This is a genomic window from Niabella soli DSM 19437, assembly GCF_000243115.2.
GTDB classification, from domain to species: Bacteria; Bacteroidota; Bacteroidia; order Chitinophagales; family Chitinophagaceae; genus Niabella; species Niabella soli.
The window spans coordinates 2445193-2467977 of record NZ_CP007035.1 but is presented as its reverse complement, the minus strand read 5'-3'; the positions used below and the strand labels follow the sequence as shown (position 1 = coordinate 2467977).

General features: G+C 44.3%; 18 protein-coding genes. 10 read left to right on the top strand and 8 right to left on the bottom strand.

Annotated elements, in window-relative coordinates; all coding sequences use genetic code 11:
* Positions 1 to 44: 44 nt before the first annotated feature.
* Positions 45 to 2360, bottom strand: coding sequence for a penicillin-binding protein 1A (locus tag NIASO_RS10405; RefSeq protein ID WP_245605170.1), 2316 nt, complete (start codon positions 2358 to 2360; stop codon positions 45 to 47).
* Positions 2361 to 2666: 306 nt separating this feature from the next.
* Here NIASO_RS10405 and NIASO_RS10400 point away from each other — a divergent pair, with 306 nt between their 5' ends.
* Together NIASO_RS10400 and NIASO_RS10395 are read left to right on the top strand one after the other, a co-directional pair.
* Entirely contained in the window at positions 2667 to 3440 is a 774-nt protein-coding gene (locus tag NIASO_RS10400) for a phosphosulfolactate synthase (RefSeq protein ID WP_008585595.1), read from the top strand.
* Complete coding sequence (locus NIASO_RS10395) at positions 3440 to 4174, top strand: shikimate dehydrogenase family protein (RefSeq protein WP_008585594.1); 735 nt, start codon at positions 3440 to 3442, stop codon at positions 4172 to 4174. Before NIASO_RS10400 ends, NIASO_RS10395 begins: the two co-directional genes overlap by 1 nt.
* 131 nt (positions 4175 to 4305) lie before the next feature.
* On the opposite strand, the gene NIASO_RS10390 is transcribed toward NIASO_RS10395, so the two are convergent.
* Positions 4306 to 5097: a carbon-nitrogen hydrolase family protein gene (locus NIASO_RS10390; protein ID WP_008585593.1), complete on the bottom strand. Its 792-nt coding sequence runs from the start codon at positions 5095 to 5097 to the stop codon at positions 4306 to 4308.
* A gap of 138 nt (positions 5098 to 5235) precedes the next feature.
* The gene (locus NIASO_RS10385) at positions 5236 to 6099 is read right to left on the bottom strand and encodes a cupin-like domain-containing protein (RefSeq protein WP_008585591.1); all 864 of its coding nucleotides are present in this window, start codon (positions 6097 to 6099) and stop codon (positions 5236 to 5238) included.
* A gap of 242 nt (positions 6100 to 6341) precedes the next feature.
* Between NIASO_RS10385 and NIASO_RS10380 the strand changes: the two genes are divergently transcribed.
* The 8 genes from NIASO_RS10380 (at position 6342) to rplL (ending at position 13894) form a co-directional block, all read left to right on the top strand.
* Positions 6342 to 7145 carry a glycosyltransferase family 2 protein gene (locus tag NIASO_RS10380; RefSeq protein WP_008585589.1) on the top strand — a complete coding sequence of 268 codons (804 nt, stop codon included), beginning with the start codon at positions 6342 to 6344 and terminating at the stop codon, positions 7143 to 7145.
* 30 nt (positions 7146 to 7175) lie between these two features.
* Positions 7176 to 8366 (top strand): glycosyltransferase, encoded by a 1191-nt coding sequence (locus tag NIASO_RS10375; protein WP_008585588.1) that lies wholly within the window; start codon positions 7176 to 7178, stop codon positions 8364 to 8366.
* Positions 8359 to 9468 carry a glycoside hydrolase family 99-like domain-containing protein gene (locus tag NIASO_RS10370; protein WP_008585586.1) on the top strand — a complete coding sequence of 370 codons (1110 nt, stop codon included), beginning with the start codon at positions 8359 to 8361 and terminating at the stop codon, positions 9466 to 9468. The genes NIASO_RS10375 and NIASO_RS10370 overlap by 8 nt, the downstream gene beginning before the upstream one ends.
* A 65-nt stretch (positions 9469 to 9533) precedes the next feature.
* Positions 9534 to 11354: an ABC transporter ATP-binding protein gene (locus NIASO_RS10365; protein ID WP_008585583.1), complete on the top strand. Its 1821-nt coding sequence runs from the start codon at positions 9534 to 9536 to the stop codon at positions 11352 to 11354.
* 230 nt (positions 11355 to 11584) lie between these two features.
* Positions 11585 to 12028, top strand: coding sequence for a 50S ribosomal protein L11 (gene rplK, locus NIASO_RS10360; protein WP_008585581.1), 444 nt, complete (start codon positions 11585 to 11587; stop codon positions 12026 to 12028).
* Positions 12029 to 12083: 55 nt separating this feature from the next.
* Positions 12084 to 12779, top strand: a complete 696-nt coding sequence (rplA, locus tag NIASO_RS10355; RefSeq protein WP_008585580.1) for a 50S ribosomal protein L1 — start codon at positions 12084 to 12086, stop codon at positions 12777 to 12779.
* A 43-nt stretch (positions 12780 to 12822) separates the two neighbouring features.
* A complete protein-coding gene (gene rplJ / locus NIASO_RS10350) occupies positions 12823 to 13407 on the top strand; it encodes a 50S ribosomal protein L10 (protein WP_008585579.1) in 585 nt (194 codons plus the stop codon).
* 112 nt (positions 13408 to 13519) lie between these two features.
* Positions 13520 to 13894, top strand: coding sequence for a 50S ribosomal protein L7/L12 (rplL, locus tag NIASO_RS10345; protein ID WP_008585578.1), 375 nt, complete (start codon positions 13520 to 13522; stop codon positions 13892 to 13894).
* 620 nt (positions 13895 to 14514) lie between these two features.
* On the opposite strand, the gene NIASO_RS10340 is transcribed toward rplL, so the two are convergent.
* The 5 genes from NIASO_RS10340 to NIASO_RS10320 all read right to left on the bottom strand — a co-directional run bounded on the left by NIASO_RS10340 (position 14515) and on the right by NIASO_RS10320 (position 22327).
* A complete protein-coding gene (locus NIASO_RS10340; RefSeq protein ID WP_008585577.1) occupies positions 14515 to 15663 on the bottom strand; it encodes a Wadjet anti-phage system protein JetD domain-containing protein in 1149 nt (382 codons plus the stop codon).
* Positions 15660 to 19040: an ATP-binding protein gene (locus tag NIASO_RS10335; RefSeq protein WP_008585576.1), complete on the bottom strand. Its 3381-nt coding sequence runs from the start codon at positions 19038 to 19040 to the stop codon at positions 15660 to 15662. The genes NIASO_RS10340 and NIASO_RS10335 overlap by 4 nt, the downstream gene beginning before the upstream one ends.
* Positions 19012 to 19602 carry a DUF4194 domain-containing protein gene (locus NIASO_RS10330; protein WP_008585575.1) on the bottom strand — a complete coding sequence of 197 codons (591 nt, stop codon included), beginning with the start codon at positions 19600 to 19602 and terminating at the stop codon, positions 19012 to 19014. Before NIASO_RS10330 ends, NIASO_RS10335 begins: the two co-directional genes overlap by 29 nt.
* Positions 19603 to 19609: 7 nt before the next feature.
* A complete protein-coding gene (locus NIASO_RS10325) occupies positions 19610 to 21079 on the bottom strand; it encodes a DUF3375 domain-containing protein (RefSeq protein WP_008585574.1) in 1470 nt (489 codons plus the stop codon).
* A 321-nt stretch (positions 21080 to 21400) separates the two neighbouring features.
* The gene (locus NIASO_RS10320; protein WP_008585573.1) at positions 21401 to 22327 is read right to left on the bottom strand and encodes a helix-hairpin-helix domain-containing protein; all 927 of its coding nucleotides are present in this window, start codon (positions 22325 to 22327) and stop codon (positions 21401 to 21403) included.
* Positions 22328 to 22785 lie beyond the last annotated feature (458 nt).

The following is a 22785-nucleotide window of genomic DNA, read 5'->3' as shown; positions in this document are numbered from 1 at the left end:
AGAAATATTATTGATACAGTTGCTTAAAAAAACTATTTCCTGGATTAATTCTTTTCTTTTTTGCCAAAGATCCGGTTAAACAGGCCCTTCTTTTTCCTGGGCTCGTCCGGTGCACCGATGGGCTTTTCTTTTGCCGGTTTGGTAGCGTCTTTCTTTACAGAGTCCCTTTGCGGTTTGCTGTCATCCTGTATGGGTTTGGATTCAGGCCCTATATATTCCTGGTTATTTTGCATATAATCCTGCGCGGAACCCACGCCGGCATCTGCTCCTTCCGCGGTGGGCGACGTACTATCAGAAGTTACATAGATCGACGGGTCCGCGCTCAGGGTTTCATTATCCATGGTGGGCGGTTCCGGAAATTTTTCATCCCGGTTAATACCCAATGATTTATCTGCATATACTTTTCTAAAGAAGGCTTCCCAGATAGGCCGTGCCGCTTCGCCTCCGAACCCGCCTTTACTGTCATTACGGATGAAGCGGTCGTCGCAACCCACCCAAACACCGCCTAATAACTGCGGGGTGAAACCCATGAACCAGGCATCGGCATTATCATTGGTGGTACCGGTTTTCCCGGCCATTTCAGCCGCGCCCAATCGTGCCCGCAGCCCGGCAGCGGTACCTTTGTCTACCACACCCTGCATCATCCGGGTCATGGTATAGGCCGTGGCTTCACTAATCGCCTCCTTCCGGTTTACACTATAATCAAACCGTTTAATAACATTACCGTTCCGGTCTTCAATGCGACTGATAAAATAAGGTTTTGTGGAAAAGCCACGCCCGCCAAAAATGGAATAGCCCCACATCATTTCAAAGAGGGAGAGCTCGCAGGCGCCTAGCGCAATGGAAGGGAAACTGGGGACCTTAGTGGGGATGTTGATCCGCTGCAGGAAATTGACAAACTGGGCAGTGCCCACCTGTTTCATAATATAGGCTGTTGCACAGTTTTTTGACCAGGCTAAGGCAGAGGCCATCGTCATGGTACGCCCAGAGCATGATTTGCTGGTTGCCGGAACCAACTGTCCGTTCCCAAAATCCTGCTGCACATCTTCTACCATTGTTTCCGGGGTCATGTTTCTTTCTTCCACCGCATCGGCATATAAAAAAGGCTTGATCGTAGATCCTACCTGCCTTTTGGTTCTCAGGTTCGCATGGTCGTATTTATAGGTTTTGAAATCGATACCCCCTACCCAGGCCTTTACTTCCCCCGTAACGGGGTCCATCACCATAAAGGCCGATTGTACCATTGTTCTGTGGTATTTGATCGAATCATAAGGCGTCATTACGGTGTCTTTGCTTTTGTTGGCGTTCCAGGCAAATACCTTCATGGGTACTGGTTTGAAAAAAGTAGCCTTGATCTCTTTATCGCTAAAACCATCATCGGCCATATTTTTCCAGCGATCGCTTTCTTTCATCGCGCGCTCCAAAATATTTTCATGACCCTTCCAGACCGACCCGTCTTTGATAAACGACTGTCGGACCAGCGCCCGTTGAAGGTTGGGGGCCTGCATGTATACTGCTTCTTCGGCGTATTGTTGCATCAACGGATTAATAGTGGTGTAGATCTTCAACCCGTCCTCATAGAGGCTGTAGGAAGAACCGTCCGGCTTTTTCAGGCCTTTTAAAATAGTTTTCAGCTCATCCCTTAGCACGTCCCTGAAGTAAGGGGCATAGCCTGTATTTTCATCTATCTTTTTATAGTTTAAGCGGATAGGGGTTGCCTGGAGTTGCTGCCCCTGGGCCGAAGAAAGGTTGCCATTCTCCACCATACGGGTAATTACCAGGTTTCTCCTGTCCAGCGCCAGCTTGGGATTTCTTCGGGGATTATAAATGCCCGGCCCATTGATCATACCTACCAGCAAAGCCGCTTCTTCAACACTTAAACGGTCCGGTTCTTTCTGAAACCAGGTCTTTGCGGCATTGCGGATCCCATATACGTTATCACTAAACGGAATGGCGTTGAGGTATAAAGCGATGATCTCTTCTTTTGTAAAGTTACGTTCCAGTTTCACGGAAATGATCCATTCTTTCAGTTTCTGAATAACACGAACGGCTCTGTTGCTGGCTCTTTGGGCAAACAGGGCCAGCGATAACTGTTGGGTGATGGTGCTGCCGCCGCCTTCCCGTCCCAGTAAAAATATAGCGCGAAGGGTTCCTTTCAGATCGATGCCCGCATGGTCATAAAAGCGCTTGTCTTCTGTGGCAATAAGGGCATTGATCACATTGGGAGAGATGTCGCGGTATTTTACTAAAGTACGGTTGCCGTTTGGCAGGTAATATTTACCCATAGGCGTACCATCCGCAGCAAATACTTCCGAAGCCTGTGTAATGGTAGGGTTCTCCAGTTCCTCAATCGAAGGCATTTTACCAAATACACCCCAATTGGCCAGAAGGATTGTTAAAACTCCCAGGCCGAACAAAATAAAAAAACATCGCCAGAAGATGCGAACCGAACGCTTCATATAGTGAATGATATAATGTTTATAAAATAATCAGGAACCAAAAATAAGTAAATGAGGTCCTAGATACACAAATATGGGTAATAAATTAAGTAGGATTTATCAATTAACAGAGCCTGTTTGCCGGGTTTTCCATACATATATTCCATCCCGGTGAGCTAAACTAGTGTAAAATAATTACTTTTGTGCCCATTTATAATGTGATACCAGATGAAGTTTAATCTAACACAAATGCCGGAACGGCTCGTGCGCCCGCGTACCAATGGCATTACAATGGTAATGGATAAGGGGTTAAGTGTTGATGAAGCCAAAAGCTTTATGAGTGTTTCTTACCCTCATGTTGACATAGTAAAACTGGGATTTGGTACGGCCGTAGTGACCCCCAACCTGGAAGAAAAAATTGCAGTGTACCGGTCTTATGATATTCCGGTTTATTTTGGAGGAACCTTGTTTGAGGCTTATTTGGTGCGCAACCAGGTTGATGACTATATCGCTATCTGTAAGCACTTCGGGATCAGCTATATGGAAGTAAGCGATGGTTCCATTACGGTTCCGCACGCGGAGAAATGCGGTTATATTGAAAAACTGACCCAACATGGAACGGTTTTAAGCGAGGTGGGCAGTAAAGACGCCACGCATATTATTCCCCCCTATAAATGGATTGAGCTGATGAAAGCAGAGCTGGAAGCCGGTTCTTCTTATGTAATAGCGGAAGCGCGCGAGGCGGGGAATGTGGGGATCTACCGCGGAACAGGGGAAGTGCGCGAGGGGCTGGTGCAGGAGATCTTAACGCAGATCCCTTCTGAAAAGATTATTTGGGAGGCGCCGCAAAAAGCACAACAACTGTATTTTCTGGAACTGGTGGGCTGTAATGCCAATTTGGGCAATATACCGCCAAACGAAGTAATTGCCCTGGAAGCTATGCGCATCGGGCTGAGAGGAGATACGTTCGAGTTATACCTCGACAATAAAACAGCGTTCTGATGCAACTGTATGGTTTAATCGGATTTCCCTTAAGCCAGTCTTTTTCAAAAAAATTCTTTACAGATAAATTTGAAAGAGAAGGCATTGCTGATTGCCGATACGAACTGTTTGAAATTCCTGCCATCGGACACCTGGCGGATATTTTATCCGCCTATCCGGAGCTGCAGGGGTTTAATGTTACCATTCCCTATAAGCAGGAAGTGCTTCGCTTTTTGGATGAAGTGGATAGTGAAGCTGCGGCTATAGGCGCCTGCAACTGCATAAAAATAACAGCGGGCCGGTTAAAAGGCTATAATACCGATGCAGCGGCCTTTGAAACCACCTTGTTGCAACAATTACAAGCACATCATACGCATGCGTTGATCCTGGGAACCGGCGGCGCTGCCAGGGCCGTAAAATATGTATTAAATAAATTGGGTATTACTTACAAATATGTATCCCGGTCGCCAAAAGAAGGAGTGCTGACGTACAACGACCTTACACCCGAAGTAATGAATACGTACACACTCATTATCAACTCAACGCCGTTGGGCAGTTTCCCCAAAACAGAAGGTAAGCCCGCTATCCCTTATGATTTGCTCACTCCCAGGCATTACCTGTATGACCTGGTCTATAACCCGCCGCTGACCGCATTCTTAAACGAAGGGCAGCAAAGAGGCGCCCTTGTTAAAAATGGATATGATATGCTGGTGGGGCAGGCGGAAGAGAGCTGGAGGATATGGAATGAAAAATAATCAATAAGAAATGTAAAAGGGGTAATTGCTCAATTTGAGAATTTGAAGATTTGAAGATTTGAAAATGAGTAAATGTGAGAATGTGTAAATGTGAAAATCAACCCGTTTCTTAGCAGGAAGCTGTTTTCAAATTAAAGAGAATAATTTTCAGGTTTGAACCTTTTTGCCAAAAGGCCGGTTGCCAAAGCCGGATCAATGTTTGCCGTTATTACCCCCGGGTTACCATATTCGGCATGTATTGTACAATTGCCTGTTGGGTCAATGAGGCTGCTGGCAGATTCCGGATACAAGGAGGCATAATTACAACTGGCAAAATAGATGGTATTCTCCATCGCTCTTAATATAGCGGCTTTTTCATAATAAGGATTGTTTTTATGACCCCATTCGGTAAGCGAAATACCGTGGGTATTGCTGCCATTAAAATGGGGATGAAAAACAATTGCAGCTCCGTTGCGGGCAGCCCAACGGACCGATTCAGGATAGCGGAATCCTTCATGACAGATTGTAATGCCAAACTTTACACCCTTTACTTCAAAAATAGTTCTTTGGGTGCCGGGTGTCCAAAAAGTATCTTCGGAAGGATCCAATTGATTTTTTGCCTGGTAGCCCAATACAATGCCCTCAGCCGAAATAACGAACGCCACATTCAAAAAGCCGGATTGGCATGGCCAGTCCATTGGCAGGATGATGCAAATGGTATTTTTTGCAGCAATAACACAAGCCTTATCCAATGCGTCTTGCAATTTGTCTGCACTACGATCTTTTTCAGGATATCCCATACCCGGATAGCCGGGAATAAATGATTCAGGGAAACAAACGATTTCAGCTTGCTGGCTAGCAGCTTCTTTTACAAGTTGACCAAGCCAAAATAAACCGTCGTCAATAGATTGGGGAAATGGGGGAGCAGCCAGGGCTATTTTCATGACAAAAAACTTTTATTATGAAATGATCCCTATAAAAGTAATTCTATAATTTGGGAATTTGAAGATTTGAAAATGGAACCGGTTGTTACCGGGTAAAAAGCCATTTCCACATTTGCACATTCTCAAATTTTCAAATTATTATAATGTTTGTTCCGCTGCCGCATGCAGTTGTTTTATTTTACGGTCGTACCACCATTTTGGCGCCGTTTTCTTCATAAGGGTATCAATATTACGCATGCCAAAGAGGTTCCAGGCGCCTTTTAACTTGCCGGAAAGGCTGCTTTGAAGGGCCCTTAAACTCATGGCAAAACCTGCATCAATATATTCCATATGATGCCAATAGCCTGCGGGCATAAATAAAGTATCGCCGTGTTCCAGGATTACTTCATAGCCCTGTGCATTTTTAACTGCGGGGAAATTGTCGTAATCGAATTTTTCGTGGTAATGCGCATAATTAGCTAAGCTTAATACTTCCCAGGGTTTTCTATACAGTTTATGTTGTTCTTCGAAAGGGAAGAGTAATACCCTTTTTTTGCCGATAAACTGGGTGTGCAGGATATGGCTCATATCAATATCGAAGTGCATATGGGTGATGGCGCCTTCGCCCCCTACAAATAACATCGGGAATTTTTTAACAAACCCTGTCATATAGGCATCCGGCCAGGAAAAGTCGCCCACGATCTGGGGAGCATGCTGAAAGATATTAAACAAAAAGATGCGAAGGTCCACCGGCCCTTTTTTTACCCGCTCCAGGTATTCGCCAAATTTCATGTAGGCATCCGCGGTATTTATGGGTGTGTACGAGTCGCTTTTTACATTGTTGTAAACGCCTACTTCCTTTTCACCCACTATATTAATAAAATAGTCCCAGTTCCATTTGGTAAACGCCGGCCATTGCCGGGCAAGGTCTTTTATTACAACCGGTTTGCATTGCTGATAATACTTCTTTTTAAAATCTTCCGGACTGATGGATTCCAACTTGTCTAATTCCTGTAGCTGCATAAATCAAAATAAACGGCAAATTTAATGATAGTTTTTATAAATGTAGTAAGTCTTCCGGGGAGGAATGTTTGCGGGTAAAGCCAGTTTTTTGCAAAGATTTTGTAAAAAAAATGATAAAAAGCGCAACTTCATTCGGTTTTTGTAGTCAAAATTGTTGCGTTTAGCTATTCTTTGCGTTATTGTTAAGGAGTTGAAACTATTCAATACCGCGCTTTCTCCATTCAAAAACACGTTGGAAAACAATGACGACAAAATCACCCTTTACCGTAGCATTATTAATTGCTACTTACAAGTGGCCCGAGGCATTACAACTGGTATTAAAAAGTGTATTATATCAAAGCCGGAAGCCCGACGAAATTATTATTGCAGAAGACGGAGATGATCCGTATACGGCACAGTGTATAACAGCGTTTCAGGAAAAGTATGGTATTGCGATAAAGCACATATCGCATGATGACAGGGGCTTTAGGAAAAGCCTGATCATGAACAAAGCGATAAAGGAAATCAGGGCAGATTATATTATAGAGATTGACGGCGATATCGTAATGCACCGGGAATTTATTGCCGATCATATCAAAGGCGCCCGGAGCGGTTTTTTTGTACAGGGAAGCCGGGCGCTGATCTCCAAATGGCGTAGCCTGGAGCTGCTTCAGACAAGGAACATCGAAAGTTTGCATTCTTTTATGCGGGGCTTGCGGAACCGGTTCAATTCGTTGCGCGTTCCTATTTTTTCGTGGTGCTTTAAGGTAAACCCCTGTCATTCGCATAAAGTAAAGGGATGTAACCTGGCATTCTGGAAAAAAGATTACGTAAAGGTAAACGGTTACTACAGCGGCTTCAAGGGCTGGGGCCGGGAAGATTCGGAGTTGGGCGAGCGCCTGATGAACCTTGGCGTAAAGATGAAAAAGTTAAAGCTGGCCGCCGTTACCTATCATATCTTCCACACCTTTAATTCCCGCGGTAACCTGGATCAGAATGAAAGCATTTACCGGGAAACCGTAAATTATAAATATAGTTACCGGCCCAACGGGTACCTGGAGGCCTGAAATAGTTATACCATTTTTTAAAAGATTGTTTTGGATACGACGAATAGTAAAAAACTTCTTTATTTTATTCCGTTTAATATCGCTAAAAATAATGCCGGTGCTATTACAAGAGCCTGGGCATTGCTGGAGGGCTTCCGGGCTTGCGGACTTACAGTTGATTATGCGCATAGTACAGATACCTGGGGCGCGCCGATGAGCACAGAAGAAGTAAGGCAAATAAAGAATACAGGGCTGGTGCGGTCTGTTTTTAGCTTAAGCCGGAAACCAAAAGGGCCAGGGGAGCTGGACAGTTGGCTACGCTACCGGGCACAAAGGCTGGTACGTGATCTTTCGCCGAAGCGCTCCCTGGGGAATTTCGTAACTGTTTACAATCAAGAGACGTTTAACAAAATCCTTAAGAAAAACACCTATGATTATATCGTGATCAGTTATGTGCATTGGGCCAATTTTATCAGGGATAATCGTTATACGGGTAATGCAAAATTAATTATCGATACGCATGATTTTATGACAGCCCAGGAAACGGTCTGGAAACATTTCAATATAGGTCATGCTTTTGCAGATGAAATGAAAAGGGTGAACTTTTTCGATGAAATATGGACTATATCTGTTGAGGAGCAATATCTGTTCAGACAATTTACAGAAAAAGAAGTAGTGCATATTCCGTATGCCACTACAGATCATACGGTGGAAGATCAACCCGATAAAAAATACGACCTTTTATATGTGGCAAGCGATAACCGGCATAATATAAAGGCTGCCGAATGGTTCTTTAAAGAAGTATATCCCAGGTTGGATCCATCACTTCGTATATGCGTAATAGGGGGCATTCATAAACATGTTCAGGATCATCCGGCTATTGAAAAGATTCCCTACGCGGATGATTTAACCCCCTATTATTTACAGGCACGCGTGGCTATCTGCCCTATGTTAACGGGTACGGGGGTAAAAATAAAAGTAATAGAAGCTTTGTCTTACGGACTGCCTGTGGTTTGCACACCAAAGGGTGTGGATGGGTTGCTGAATAAGACGGGGAATGGTTGTGTGGTGGCAAATTCGGGAACAGCGTTTGGGAATGCGATAAATAAATTATTGTCAGACAGTGTCTATTATGATGAGATGAAGGAAGACGGCGCTCGGTTTTTTCAGAAAAATCACAGCCGGCAACATTTTTTAAAGATTCTTTCGCGGAAATTTACTGATATAAAAGGTTATGAATGAGGTAAGTACAGATATTAAGTGTCTCGCTTTTTACCTGCCGCAGTTTCATCCTATTCCAGAAAATGATGAGTGGTGGGGTAAGGGATTTACGGAGTGGACCAATGTTGGCAAAGCGAAACCCTTGTTCAAAGGGCATCAACAACCTGTAGTGCCGGCAGATTTGGGTTATTATGACTTAAGAATTCCGGAGGTAAGAGAAGCTCAGGCAAAAATGGCCAGAGAGTATGGGGTGCATGGATTTATTTATTATCATTATTGGTTTGGTAATGGACGCCAATTGCTGCAACGACCTTTGACTGAAGTAATAGAATCTAAAAAGCCAGACTTCCCTTTCTGTGTATGCTGGGCAAATGAAAGTTGGAGCGGCATTTGGCACGGGAGCCCAGACAAGGTCTTGATTAAACAGGAATATCCGGAAGGCGATATACAACAGCATTTTGATTACCTGATAAAATTATTTGAAGATCCGCGTTATATAAGGGTAAATGATTGTCCGCTTTTTATTATCTATGATGGTGTGGGATTGCCTGATCCGAAGGCCTACCTTACGAGCTTACGCAATGAAGCGTTGAAGAGAGGGTTGAAAGGTTTGTATATTGTTGCCTCAAATATTAATCCCGATGGTTGGGATAGTATAGCAACAGGCTTTGATGGGAGAATTTCTTTTGCATACAACAAAGTTAAATACGACCTTATCCGAAAAGAAAGAAAAAGGCTTTTCTATAAAGTGTTACGTACAATGTCTTCAAGCCTTTTTGGGAAACAGTACCAAAAAGTTGTTCGCATTGACCAGCGGGAGATAGTTGACAGAATATTGTTTGAAAATAATAAAGGAACTGTTTTTCCAATGGTGCTACCCAATTGGGATAATACTCCCCGAAGTGGTAAAAATGGAGTGGTTATTACAAACACGACACCTGAACTCTTTCGATTACAGTTATTGAAGGCGATTGACTTCTTAAAAGAAAAACAAAGTAGTGAACAGTTCCTGGTTATTAAATCATGGAATGAATGGGCAGAAGGAAACTATGTAGAACCGGATGCGGTGAATGGATATGCTTATCTTAATGTGATCAAGGACTGTTTGGGTGCCATTAAGTAATATAGTCAGAATTACATCGACGCCCCATTTTTTAAAAGTACCTTTGTTCGCTTTTAATTATATTAATGAAACTAAAAAAATTCAGACGGCTCTTTAAGTATATCGGCTATTATAAAGGAAAGATCATCCTGTATATTTCCATTACGATCATCGCTTCTTTACTTTCGGTGGTTTCTTTGGGGATGCTGGCGCCGCTAATGTCGCTTATTTTTAAAGTAGAGGGTATTGGCGGTCAAAGTATATTAAACAAAATTCCGGGAGGGCGCTATATCGGTGCAATATTAGCAGAACAAGTCAATGAAGGGCATCAAATGCACGCCGTATTCCTTTGTTGTGCGCTGGTGATCTTTTCTATTTTTCTAAAGAACCTGTTGTTGTATGTTTCCTCGCTTATTTCAGTGCCGGTGAGGAGTTCCATCATTATTCATTTAAAAAATGATCTGTACGCCAAAGTGCTCAGTTTGCCGGTGGGCTATTTTTCCGATCAGAAAAAAGGGGATATCATGAGCCGGATGACCAATGATGCGGGTCTTGTCGAAAGTTCTGTGGTCAATACCCTTGAAGGGTTGATAAAAGATCCCGTGATGGTGATCTGCTACCTGGTGGCAATGATCGCCATCAGCCCCGGCCTTTCAGCGTTTTTGCTGATCCTGTTGCCAGCGACAGCCTTTATTATCGGGCGCATCAGCAGAACCCTTAAAAAGCAAAGCAATGCTGCATCACTCCGGGTGGGCGATACATTATCTATATTAGATGAAACCTTAACCGGTATTCGCATTATTAAGGCATTTACTGCTGAAAAAATTTTAAACAACCGGTTTGTCAATCTGAACAATACCCTGCTGGGCATCAACAAAAAGATGGCAGCCCGCAGGGACCTGGCTTCGCCCTTAACAGAATTGCTGGGGGTGATCGTATTATGTGTGATCATTTATTTTGGGGCGAATCTTATTCTCAACGGAAATACCTTAGGTCCTGGCGATCTTATTTCGTTTATCGCCATATTCGCCATGATGATCAACCCGGCTAAATCGTTAGCGGCCTCTTTCTTCAAAGTGCAGGAGGGCGCTGCTGCTATTGAACGGATCGAGGCGCTGCTGTCTGTTCCGGAAAAAATTGAAGACCGCGGTACTCAAAAACTGGCAATCTTCAATGAAGGTATTGAATTCAGGAATGTATCATTTGCCTATAATGAGACGCCCATCCTTAAAAACATCAACCTGTTTATCCCCAAGGGGAAAACCATAGCGCTGGTGGGCAGCAGCGGGGCGGGAAAAAGCACTCTGGCCGACCTGGTGCCGCGTTTTCATGAGGTAACTTCCGGGGAGATCCTCTTTGATGGTGTTAATATTAGAGACTACAGTATAGAATCGATAAGAAAACAGATAGGTATCGTAAGCCAGGAGCCGATCCTGTTTAACGATACCATTGGCAATAATATTACGCTGGCTGATCCGGATGCCCCGTTGTATGAAATTGAAAATGCCGCCAAAATAGCCAATGCCTGGCGTTTTATTGAAAATAAACCGCAACAACTGGATACCAATATTGGCGACCGCGGCGCTAAATTGAGCGGCGGCGAAAAACAGCGGCTAACTATTGCCCGGGCGGTTTTAAAAAACCCGCCGATCCTTATTCTGGATGAAGCAACCTCTTCCCTGGATACCGAAAGCGAGCGATTAGTGCAGGATGCTATCAATAATATGATGCAAAACCGGACCTCCCTGGTGATTGCCCACCGACTGAGCACGGTAAGGCATGCTGATGAAATAATCGTTTTGAATAAAGGCGAAATTGCCGAAAGAGGCACGCATGACCAATTGCTACAGATCGAATCGGGGATTTATAGAAAATTGGTGCATTTGCAGGACGGGAATATAAAATAAGGAATACGTAAGGGCGAAAAATTTTTCGCCCTTACGGGACTTTCCTAATACATTCATTATTAATTATTTACAACATCATTGTAAATTTTGAATTCTAAATTCTAAGTTTTCCATTCTTTCACCTACCTTTGCAACCCCAATTAGTTCTTTTATAGTCTCGCCCTTGGCGGGATGGAGGAATTTGGGAGTGGCGCCCGATGCGTCACGTTTGAACCAATAAATCGAATAAAATGGCAAAAGAAATCTCTGGCTTTGTAAAGCTACAGGTAAAGGGTGGCCAGGCCAACCCCGCACCTCCGGTTGGGCCGGCGTTAGGTTCCAAAGGTGTAAACATCATGGAATTCTGCAAACAGTTTAACGCCCGTACCCAGGACAAAATGGGAAAAGTACTTCCCGTGTTAATCACAGTTTATAGCGACAAAAGTTTTGAATTTGTAATCAAAACTCCTCCCGCATCCATTCAACTGATGGAAGCCGCTAAAATTCAAAAAGGTTCTAAAGAAAGCAATCGTGCTAAAGTGGGCAAGGTAAGCTGGGAACAGGTTGAGGCTATTGCAAAAGACAAAATGCCTGACCTGAACTGCTTTACCGTTGAGTCTGCTATGAAAATGGTAGCTGGTACTGCACGCAGCATGGGACTGAATGTTGAAGGTAAAGCCCCATGGGAAAATTAACTCACCCCTTTTGATTCCCCTGAAGGGGAAGGCAAAGAACTAAAAAGAATTTAAAATGGCATTCATTAGTAAAAAAAGAAAAGTTGCAAATGCAAAGCTGGACGCGAACAAGACCTATTCGCTGAAAGAAGCTTCTGCATTGGTAAAAGATATAAATGTTGCAAAGTTCGACGCTTCTGTTGATCTGCACGTTCGTTTGGGCGTTGACCCTAAAAAAGCTGATCAGGCGATCCGTGGCACCGTAACGTTGCCGCACGGAACCGGTAAAGTAAAAAAAGTACTGGTACTTTGTACACCCGATAAAGAAGCGGATGCAATTGGTGCAGGCGCTGATTTTGTTGGCTTGGATGAGTTTGTTCAAAAAATTGAAGGTGGCTGGACAGATGTGGATGTAGTTATTGCTACACCCGCTGTGATGCCTAAAATTGGTAAACTGGGTAAAATCTTAGGTCCCCGTAACCTGATGCCGAACCCTAAAACAGGTACTGTTACCAATGACGTGGCTGCTGCAGTTAACGAAGTAAAAGGTGGTAAAATTGCCTTTAAGGTTGATAAAGCGGGTATCGTGCACGCTTCTATTGGTCGCGTAAGCTTCAGCGCTGATAAGATCGCTGAAAACGGCCAGGAGCTGCTGAACGCGCTGATCAAGGCGAAACCGACCACGGCGAAAGGAACTTATTTAAAAGGAATCAGCCTGGCCAGCACTATGAGCCCTGGTATTCCTTTGGACACAAAATCTTTTGTGCAATAAGTTGCCGGAATCCACATTTTAGAACAGTCAAACTTTAAATAAAATGACTAAAGAACAAAAAACAGAAGTGATCGAATTGCTGAAGAGCAAATTCTCTCAATATGAAAATTTTTACATTACCGATACTGAATCTTTAAGTGTAGATCAGGTAGGTAAGCTGCGTCGCGCTTGTTTCAACAAGAATGTTGAAATGAAAGTTGCGAAAAATACATTGATCAAAAAAGCGCTGGAATCTTTGGACGCTGAAAAATATTCAGGCGTTTATGATTCCCTGCACAAGGTAACCGCTTTGATGTTCTCTGAGAACCCCAAAGAACCCGCTGTGATCCTGAGCTCTTTCAGAAGCGAAGCAAAAGCAGAAAAGCCCGAATTAAAGCTGGCGTTCATTAACGGTGATGTATACGTTGGCGATAATCAATTGGCAAGTCTGGTTAAGATCAAGACCAAGAACGAATTGATTGGCGATGTTATCGGACTGTTGTTGTCACCCATTCAGCGCGTTATCGGTGCGTTGCAAAACCGGCCCGAAGCCGCAGACGCCGTTGCTGAAGCAGCGCCTGCAGCTCCCGAAGCAGCAGCACCTGCAGCAGATGCTCCTGCCGCTGATGCAACACCCGCAGCAGAGTAATTGGTATATATTGTAACAAACATATATTTTAAAACAATTTTTTTAAAACCGCCGTCGGATCCGATCCCGATAATGATCAGGAGGAAATGAAGACGGTAAAAATTCAAACAAAATGGCAGATATTAAAGCATTAGCAGAAAACCTGGTAGGTTTAACTGTAAAAGAAGTACAGGAATTAGCAGATTTCTTAAAATCTGAATATGGTATTGAGCCTGCTGCAGCAGCAGTAGTAGTAGCTGGTGGTGGCGACGGTGGTGCAGCCGCAGCTGAAGAAAAAACTGCATTTGATGTAATCCTGAAAAGTGCAGGTGCTTCTAAACTGAACGTTGTTAAGATCGTTAAAGACTTAACTGGCTTAGGTCTGAAAGAAGCTAAAGAATTAGTTGACGGTGCTCCGAAACCAGTTAAAGAAGGTGTATCTAAAGCTGAAGCTGAAGACATCGCTGCTAAACTGAAAGAAGCAGGCGCTGAAGTTGAGGTAGCTTAATTCTTACTTTAATAAGAAAATAAAAAGGCAATCCGAAAGGATTGCTTTTTTTATTGTGGAAATCTTTTTGTGAAGTGCCGGCAAAATTATTCTTATGCCTGCATAAAGGGGTGTACCTACGGCACACCGGATCAAATGCGCCGCTATGCGGCTACAAAGGGTTCGTTCCTCTGGAACAAGATTGGAAAAGGGGGCTGACCTTTTAGATTTTATACTAATTAGGCATTAAAAGAACACTGGCATCTTCTTTTGAGTTTAGTTGGTATTGCCTCAATGCGGCAGCGATTTGGCTCCAAAGGAGCCATGTGTTTGTAGAATGGTGCGACCTGAGAAACCGGCTCCGTTAGGACGCCGCGTAGATACGGGGCTCCTATGGAGCCAAACCCTCATTTTTAACAGTGCTATAAACACGTTGCTCCAAATGGAGCGGACAACGCCCTGATTTAAAGACATTGCTCACCGGGGGGAGATTGGCAATTTCGCCCGTGAATGCCGTGGGCATTACCCATTTTTAGAAAGTGAACGCGGTGGTTGAACGTGCCACGTAGTGGCTACCCGTTGTATGGAGTGCGATATAATCTTCTCTTCTTCGGTTTTATAACATTGACACAGGAATATTATCATCCAAGTTCAGATCTGCTCAATTTCTTCCAAATATAATCCTGCCGGATTCTTTCCTGTTCCAGGCGGCCATTGTGGTGCTTAAGAATATTAAAGGCCGCTTTTTCTGTAGGTGTTAAAAGGTCCAGGCTATTAGCAGCGGTCTTGTAATTTGCCGGCTGCCGGTCAAATTCAGCGGCATGATTGATCAGGGTGCTCTCGCCCATGAATACACTTTTCAGTTTGGGATAGTGCCAGCGCATACGATTCAGCATTATAAAGCCATCCTCATCCAGATCGCCCCAATAAAATAATCTCGTTTGGCGAAAAAGCGGAATTTCTTTTAACCCTTCCATCGCGTATCCCCGGCTGAAAACGGCAAGCGCCTCTTTGCGACGGGGCAGCAGGTAAAGATTGGTTTCATTCTCCACCAGCCATATTTCCGCTACATTCCAATTGTTTTTTGAAAGAACATCAATGGGAATGGCGAAAAATTCCATATTGGGTGTGTATTGGCTTGCCAGATCAGGGTCGAGCCAGCGCATCAGGTACAGAGCAGGCTTTGTTTTTAATTGCAGCGTTGCTTCGATAGCATCACCGGCCGGAAAACGATCGGGAGCGATACAGTTGAGCAGCCGGATGATCGTGCTCTTATTTTCTCCGATAAATTTCGTGTGGGCCGGAACTGCAATGCTGCGGAGGTACAGTCCGCGCACCTCATGGTTTAACAAATAATCTGTTGTTGCCATCAATTGTTCCCATACCAGAGAAAACTGTAACACCATTTCGGGATGCGAGAGCAATAGCTGTTGAATGGCGGGTTGCCAATGCAGCAGCCGTTGTAATTGGGTTTTAAAAGCAGCAACTTCGGTTTCTTTCTTCAGAAGGAACAGATAATCTTCTTCGCTATTGATCAATATGCGGGATGGCCATTGCTGGGCGCCCAGTTTCCTGCTGAACCAGGATTCCCATTCTATTTCCCAGCCCGGGACGCCTGGCTTTTTCTCAAATTGCTGAAAGGCGCTGATCGCCTGGTGCAGCTCAACAGTTGTTTGGGGTTTCATTTTTTCCCCTCTTAATACAATCGGGGAAAATGGAGCTACCGCAACGAGGTTCTTTAAATAAGAACGGTAGTGGCCGTTCAACTGTTTTGCAAATGCGGGTATCATTCTTTTTTCATTTGTTGCTGCAATTCTTTAATGGTCATATTGTACATGATACTATGCCGGTTGTTTACCCGCTGTGCCAGGTGCACATGGGCGATGTAATCCTGTACAATTTGTATTTTATCGCTAGGTGTTACTACCAGCAACTGCAAATGTAACTGTTTGCAAAGCTCCATCAGGTAAGTAGCTTTATCCTCGTCCTGGTTGCTGAAGCTTTCATCCACAGCAATGAAACGCAGGCTGCGGCTGTTCTTCCCCTCCCGGGTGATGCCAAACTGGTAAGCAATAGCGCTGCACAAGATAGTGTAGGTAAGTTGCGCCTTTTCTCCCCCGGAAAGCTGTCCCATCTGCCGGTAGGTCTTTTTGAGCTCATTGGTATTGCGGTATTTTTCATCGGCCCAGAACTCGAACCAATTACGCACATCCATTACGCGGGCGCGATAGGTTTCGCTTTCGTCCAGGTTGTCGATCAGGGGCTGCACTTTTTCGCGAAAATGAATGGCCTTTTCTTCAAAGCTGCTTTGCTGCCAGTTGGCCGCCTGGGGTAAAGCTTCTAACAACGCATTGCGAAAAGCATGTACATTGCTGTCCTGTACTTTTCGTTTGCCCAACTGAATATAAGTGTCGGGCAGCCGGTTGAAATTGATGTGGCCCAGCGACTGGTTCAGCTTATCAACGCTGTTATTGATCTCCCGTTCCCATTTTTCCATTTCTTCATTTAATCCGCCAATTTTGTAGGTAATGGTATCATTGATGAAGTTTTCAAAATCTTTCCGGTATTTGGGAAGATTTTCTATTTCTAATTTTTTTAACCATTCCAAAAACTCACCGGCATACGCCGCGTCTTCCGGTAAATGCTGCACATCCCCATTCCAGCCCGGAAACCGTTGTAATATAGCGGGGGCGGGGTTCCTGATCTGGGTGATGGCTTTGTTTAGCTTATTTTCTTCTTTGAAAAGCCGTGTTTGGGCGGCAGTCGCTGCTGCCTCCAGTTGTTCTTTAAAATTGAAATAAACACCTTCAATGTTATGCAGGGTTACAGCGCTCAATGTTGCATGATGCTGTTGCTGAAACTGAAGTAACTGGTCTTTATCATTAGGTGTAATAAGTTCTAAAAGAGGCTCAAGCGCCGCCTGGCGCTGCAACATGGCATCTACCTGATTTTGCAGCGTGGTTTTTTCAATGGTTAGCTTTTCCCGTTTAACATCCATTGCAGTTTTTTCCTGCAGCAACTGTTCCAACTGCCGTGTAAGTTCTTTTAGCTGGTCGTTACTTTCACTCAATTGTTTAACCTGGCTTTCGGTTTGGTGTATTTGCCGTTGAAGCTGCTCCACATCAATGGTTTCAAAGCCTTCATGTTCCTGCAGGCGGCTTAACGCGTTGAATTGTTTTTGTAAACGATCTGCTTTTTTTTGGGCGCGCTCAATGATTTCAGCAGATTGGTTTATAATGGTTGTCAGCGCATGTCTACGTGTAATTAGCGCTTCTTTTTTGTGCTCGTTATTCCAGCCCATTACGTAGCGGCTCGCATCGCTGCCGCCGGGCCGGTCATCTTTTTCATGGCGGTCCCTGTTTTTGATCAACCCATTTAGGGTAATTGCTTTTTGATAGCGTTCAATTGTTTTTTCATCTTCCAGGCAAACGTGTGCAAACTGCTGAATGATCTGCTGCTGCAACCAGTTTGACAATGGATGATCCGGGTGGAAATCTAATTTATAAAAAACAGTTTGGTCTTCGGCCAAAACAGCCATGCTCTCTTTTACATGGTAGTAAACAAGCCGCGTACCCAAAGAGGTTTGGTTAATATAGCGGGTAACTTTTTTGTAGTATTTATCCGGCACCAACAGGCGCAGGGAAAATGAATGCAGCAGCTTTTCCAATGCCGGCTGCCACATTTGTTCTCCGGCTTTAACCTGCACTAATTCGCCTGCAAAGGGCAAATCGTCTGCGTCCAGCTTTAGCGCCTGGCAGAGGTCCTGACGTAACCGAATGAGGTGCGCGGGAATATTGCTTTTGCTGTGCAATAATATATTTAGCTCTGTTTCAATTTTTGTTTTTTCTTCGTTCGATTTTTGTAGCTGTGTCTTTGCATCAAATTCATCATCTTCGTTGAGCCGCTGTTCCCGGCTTAGCCGCATTCCGGCGCGACTTATTTCTTTTAAAATGCGTTTGTAAGCCTCTTCATCCGGTGCTGTTTTTTCTTCAAAATGTAAAGTGGCGCACCAGTTTGTAAAAAGCACCAAATTGCTTTCGGTCGTTTTTTTACGCGCGTGCAAGTTTTGCAGCTCCTGCTCTAATTGTTTAAGGCGTTGGCCGGCTTTGTTTTGATCGATCTGATTGCGGGTTACACGTTCGGATTCATGTAACCGGTCAATTTCCAGTTTTACGAATGCCACCTGTTTTTCTGTTTCTTTAATAGCTGCGTTATCCTGCTCCAGCGCGTTTTGCAGCAGTGCGGCCTGTGTAAAACTTTTCCAAATGGTTGCTGTATGAATGGATTGGCGGAGTTGTTCCTGTTCGGTTTTAAGATTTTCAAATGCGGCATAATGTTCCTGGATCGGTTGCAGCAACCGGATCTGTTCTTCTGCCTTTTCAATATTCCGTTGCGCATCCAGCAGGGTTCCCAGGTGTTTTTTCAGTTCCTGGAATTTTGTTTCCATATCCCGGGGCTCCAGCATATGGGTGCGGATAAAATCATCCAGATTGCCGAGCACTTTAATGCCCACGGTTTGGTTAAATAGTGTTAAGGCCTGTAAGCTTTGCATGCCCAGTACTTCTACCAGGCGCTGTGCATATTTGCTGGCTGAATCAAACCAGTCTACTTGTTTACGACTGCCCTGGTTGTACTGTTTGTCAATGCGCTTTTTCCAGGCATTGCCCAGATCAAAGGGTTTAAAATCGGATTCGATGTGCAGGCTCTTACGCGCCACACCAAATTGGCGTTTTAACTCACCATTGTTGAAATACCTTACCTGGAAAAGGGTTACTTCCTGCAGGTCTTCGTTCGTGAAGTTCACGAGGAGGATGCTATAAGCTTCTTCTTTCTTTTCGCGCAGGTACAGGCTCCGGGTTACACCGGTTTCACTATTGATGGTACCGTATCCGCCCAGGACATAGGTCTCTTCTGTGCGGTCGCCTTTTTTTTCGCTGCCACTGCTTTGGTTGTAAAAGCGGTATCTTTTTTCGGGAACGATGAGGGTCAGCAGCGCATCCACAAAAGTGGTTTTGCCACTTCCGTTAGCGCCGGTTAATAAACTGGTTTCCCCGTCAGGGTGAATGGTATGAATTTTATCGTCGAAAGTTCCCCAGTTAAATACTTCCATGTATTGTAACCGGAATCCGCTTTTTTCATTATCCGTGCTGAATACGCTTAGCTGCATGTGCTGTTAGTTGGTTTTTAAAATCCTCTAAAATTTCACTGTCCACTCTTGCCTTGATGATTTTCCGGATGCGGAATTTTTGTTCATCGGCCACGTCATGATTTTCGGCCTGTTCCAGGAACCCGTTTTCTTCGGCACGGTCGATCAGCCGGTCGATATCTTTCAGCATTTTTACCCGGCTGGCATTTTCACGAAAGAACAGTTCGGCATATTCTTTTATTTCCCGGCGCTTTTTTACCAGCTCGCGGTGTGTGGCTTCACCCACTTCAAATTCTGCCATCATATCGCGCAGCAATACCAGGAGCACACTTTCATCGTAGGTTAAAGACCGGCGCTGCACCCAACTTACACTGGTGGTATCTTCTTCCGCAGTATTGTGTTTAATATAGGCATAACCGTCCTGCTCATCCAGTACCAGTGCTAACCCTAATTGCTGCAAAAAGGCGGTTAATTCTGTTTTATATTGTAACAGCTTTTCCCAGTTGCTTTTTTCAAGATACTCCACAGGACCTTTTAAAAGCTTCACAAACACCGGGGTGAAAGCATATATTTTTTCTGACATTTTTTCTTTATTTACTGAATAACAAGTAAGGCACTTCCACGAATTTGGTGGCTGCTTTGTCAATAGGAATCAGTTCTGTGGTATCAGCCAGCACCTGCACGTGTTTCGCTTTTTCGCGAAGGAAGCTGTAATAGCTGATCACCTCTGCCAGGCCATTGTCCAGAGAGGTGGTCTCGATAATTTCCTTCAGCGTAGCGGTTTGTTTTTTTTGCAATACTTCTTCTACTTTCCTCCACAGTATCTTTTTGTCAATAAAGCTGGTGTTGAGTAGCCGGTTGAAGCGGTCCACATCCTCAATTTTTTCAATGCCTGCAATTGGTTGTTTCAGCGTGCCCGCGATTGTCTTTTGCTCCAGCACCAGCTTGCGGTCCATTGCAATTTTTATCTCAACGGGGTCCGTTACCGGGATGCCGGCGGTAACTGTTTCGTCCTCCATGAGGTCAAAGATCAATTCTTTGATATTGCTGATCTGTTGCCGCAGCCTGCGATGCCGGGCGATTTCTTTTTCACTGATAATGCGACTGAGCTTTTCCGCCATCTTATCATTGGCTTCGTACACGGCTTTTCCCTGTTCCAGCAAAAAGGATTTGATATTGCGCAGGAAATCAGTGTCGGCTTCCAGTTCGCGGTCTTGTAAAAGTTGTAATAATTGCTCGGTAAGCTGGCGCCAGTTTTCCTGCCCGCTGCGTGAGATGAGGAAATCCCAGAACGCATAAAAACTTTTCCCCTGGTTGCTGCCCCGCAGGGCATCATAGGATTCAAAGGCAAAGCCCAGGATGGCGCCTTTGTTTTGTTCCGCCTTTGTGTGCTGTTCTACAATATTGCGGTGGATCTGTTTAAAATTGTCTTCCACCTCCCGAAAATCACCGATCAGCTCATAACAGAGTTTGATAAATAAGTCGAGCCGTTCCTGTACCTGGGCATTGTTGTAGCGCTGTGGCGCCACGCCCATTTCCAGCGCTTTAATTTCTTTATCCAGTTCGGCTTTGCGGTCTTTAAGCTGCTGTAATTTCTTTTCACGATCATCTTCGGTATTTTCCACCATATCGCGCAGCGAACTAAACAGCATTTTAAACCGGCTTTCCGTACCTACATGGTGCTGACCGGCCTGGAGGTTTTGCATCCATTGAAATACTTTTTCGGTGTAAGCGCTCAGTTGGTAGTTGGTATGTCCTTCCGTATCGGGGAAGTCCTGAAGGATCCGTTTTTGTACCCAGTTAACCAGGTATTTGCGGCTGCGGCTTTCCTCATCTTCTCCAAATTCGATGCGGGCTTCTTCCAGGTCCTCCGTGCCGTCTGCAATCAGACTCAGCGTTTCCGAAAGTTTTGTGATCAATTCGTCTTCGCGGAGCACCATTTTCCGGCTTTCTTTAAAGGCTTCAAATAAAAAAGGCAATACCCAGCCTGCATTCCGCAGCCGGAGCATTTGCAGGGCAGGGGAGAGTTGTATCAGTGTGCCAATATTCTCTTTCGTCATTATAAGCAACCCTTAAAAAGGGGGCGCGCAAAATACAGGATTCTGTTTATAAAAGGAAATCAGTAAAAAACGATGTGGTCTTTTTGTGGATTATTAGCCCGCTGATTTTGCTGATCCTGATTTTTTCTCACAGAAAGCACAGATCTGCACAGATTTTAAATTGAATGGGGGTTAAATCGAAAAAATCCCAGTCTTTTTAAACGTGAACAATCCATTCACCATTCACTACTTACCATTCACTTTATCTTCTCTGCAGGTAATCAATCACAATTGTAAACACTTCGTCCTTTAAGTGAGAAAGCTTGAGTAAACGACATAGAATTAAAAGCTGATATACGGAGCCACTTTTTCGAACGAATCATTGGTTTGGGCAACCAGCTCTTTCAATGCTTCGGCAGATGCAAGGGGCGTTGTTTTGCGCTGTTTAACGATCAGATACGCCAGCTTACCGCTGATGTAGGGATGGGCGTTTAGTTCCGCATAAGTAGCCGCATTGATATCCAGTTTTTTTATATCCCCGGCACCGGTCTGCAAATAGGGTTTTATACTTTCAAAAGTTTCAGGAGGCACCCCATAGGTTTCGCCCACCTGTTCAATGCTGTAAAAGCCGCCCAGTTTGTTCCGGAAATTAACAATCCTTGCGGCCAGTTTGCTACCGATGCCCGGCAACGCAATATAGGCGGAGGTATCAGCGGTATTGATGTCAATCGGAGTGATAGCCTTACGCGGCAGATAGGAGGGCGCATCCGGCTTTTGGAACGGTCGCGACTGACTACTGAACTGCTGACCACGGATAACTATGTAAGGCCTCAGCCGCTCAAATTCATCGGTATGCAGCCCATAAATTTTCTGAAGATCATCGGGTTTACGAAAGCGCCCGCCTTTACTGCGATAATTTAGTATGGTACGAATGGTGCGTTCTCTTAACCCCAATTCTTTCCAGCCAGCTTCGTCAATGGTATTCGGGTCAAAATTAAACAGCCTTCCTTTGGACGCGGCAATGGAAAAAGAGCGATTGTAACGGTCATCCCGGGTGTAAGAATTACCTGTGTTATCATTGTTCTTTGATGTTTTATTCTTTAGTTCTGCAACAGCATTTTCAACTAACGGATCTTTTTCGATCGTTTTTGACCTGGGATTGATAAAGGGGAGGATCGTGAAAACAAGGATGATCGTCAGCAATGCCAATAGGCCCAACTGCTCCTTTTTTGTAAATTGGAGGTACTCTTTGATCAGTGTCTTTTTCATGGTGCGAGGTTTAGGGTGGTTAACAAAAGAGGGTTATCTGTAAAGGAAGGTAATACTTTATTATGAGACAGACTGAAGGCCACACAACGAAATTTTTTTAAACCATTAAGATATTAAGCTCGTTAAGGAAACGGTTTAATGAGCATCTTAGTTCTTAATGCCCGCCCGTGCCGGTACGGACGGGGTTTATCATTCGCTGCATTTCCAGTTCAAAAAAATAGCGCACTGAAGCGCCGCGACACTGAAATTTAGCTGTACCGGCCAACTTGTTGATAACCAGATTTTGTTATAAAGTTTGTATTTTTAAGATATTTACAATCAATAGTTTATAATCTTAAAAATTGTTTGTGAATAACTCTGGCAATATTATTGTGAGAAGTTTCCTTCTTTCCAAAGTTTTTCGTAACTTTGCCTTCCTTTTATTTTGGCCAATAAAAATTTGATTAAACAAAACCTGT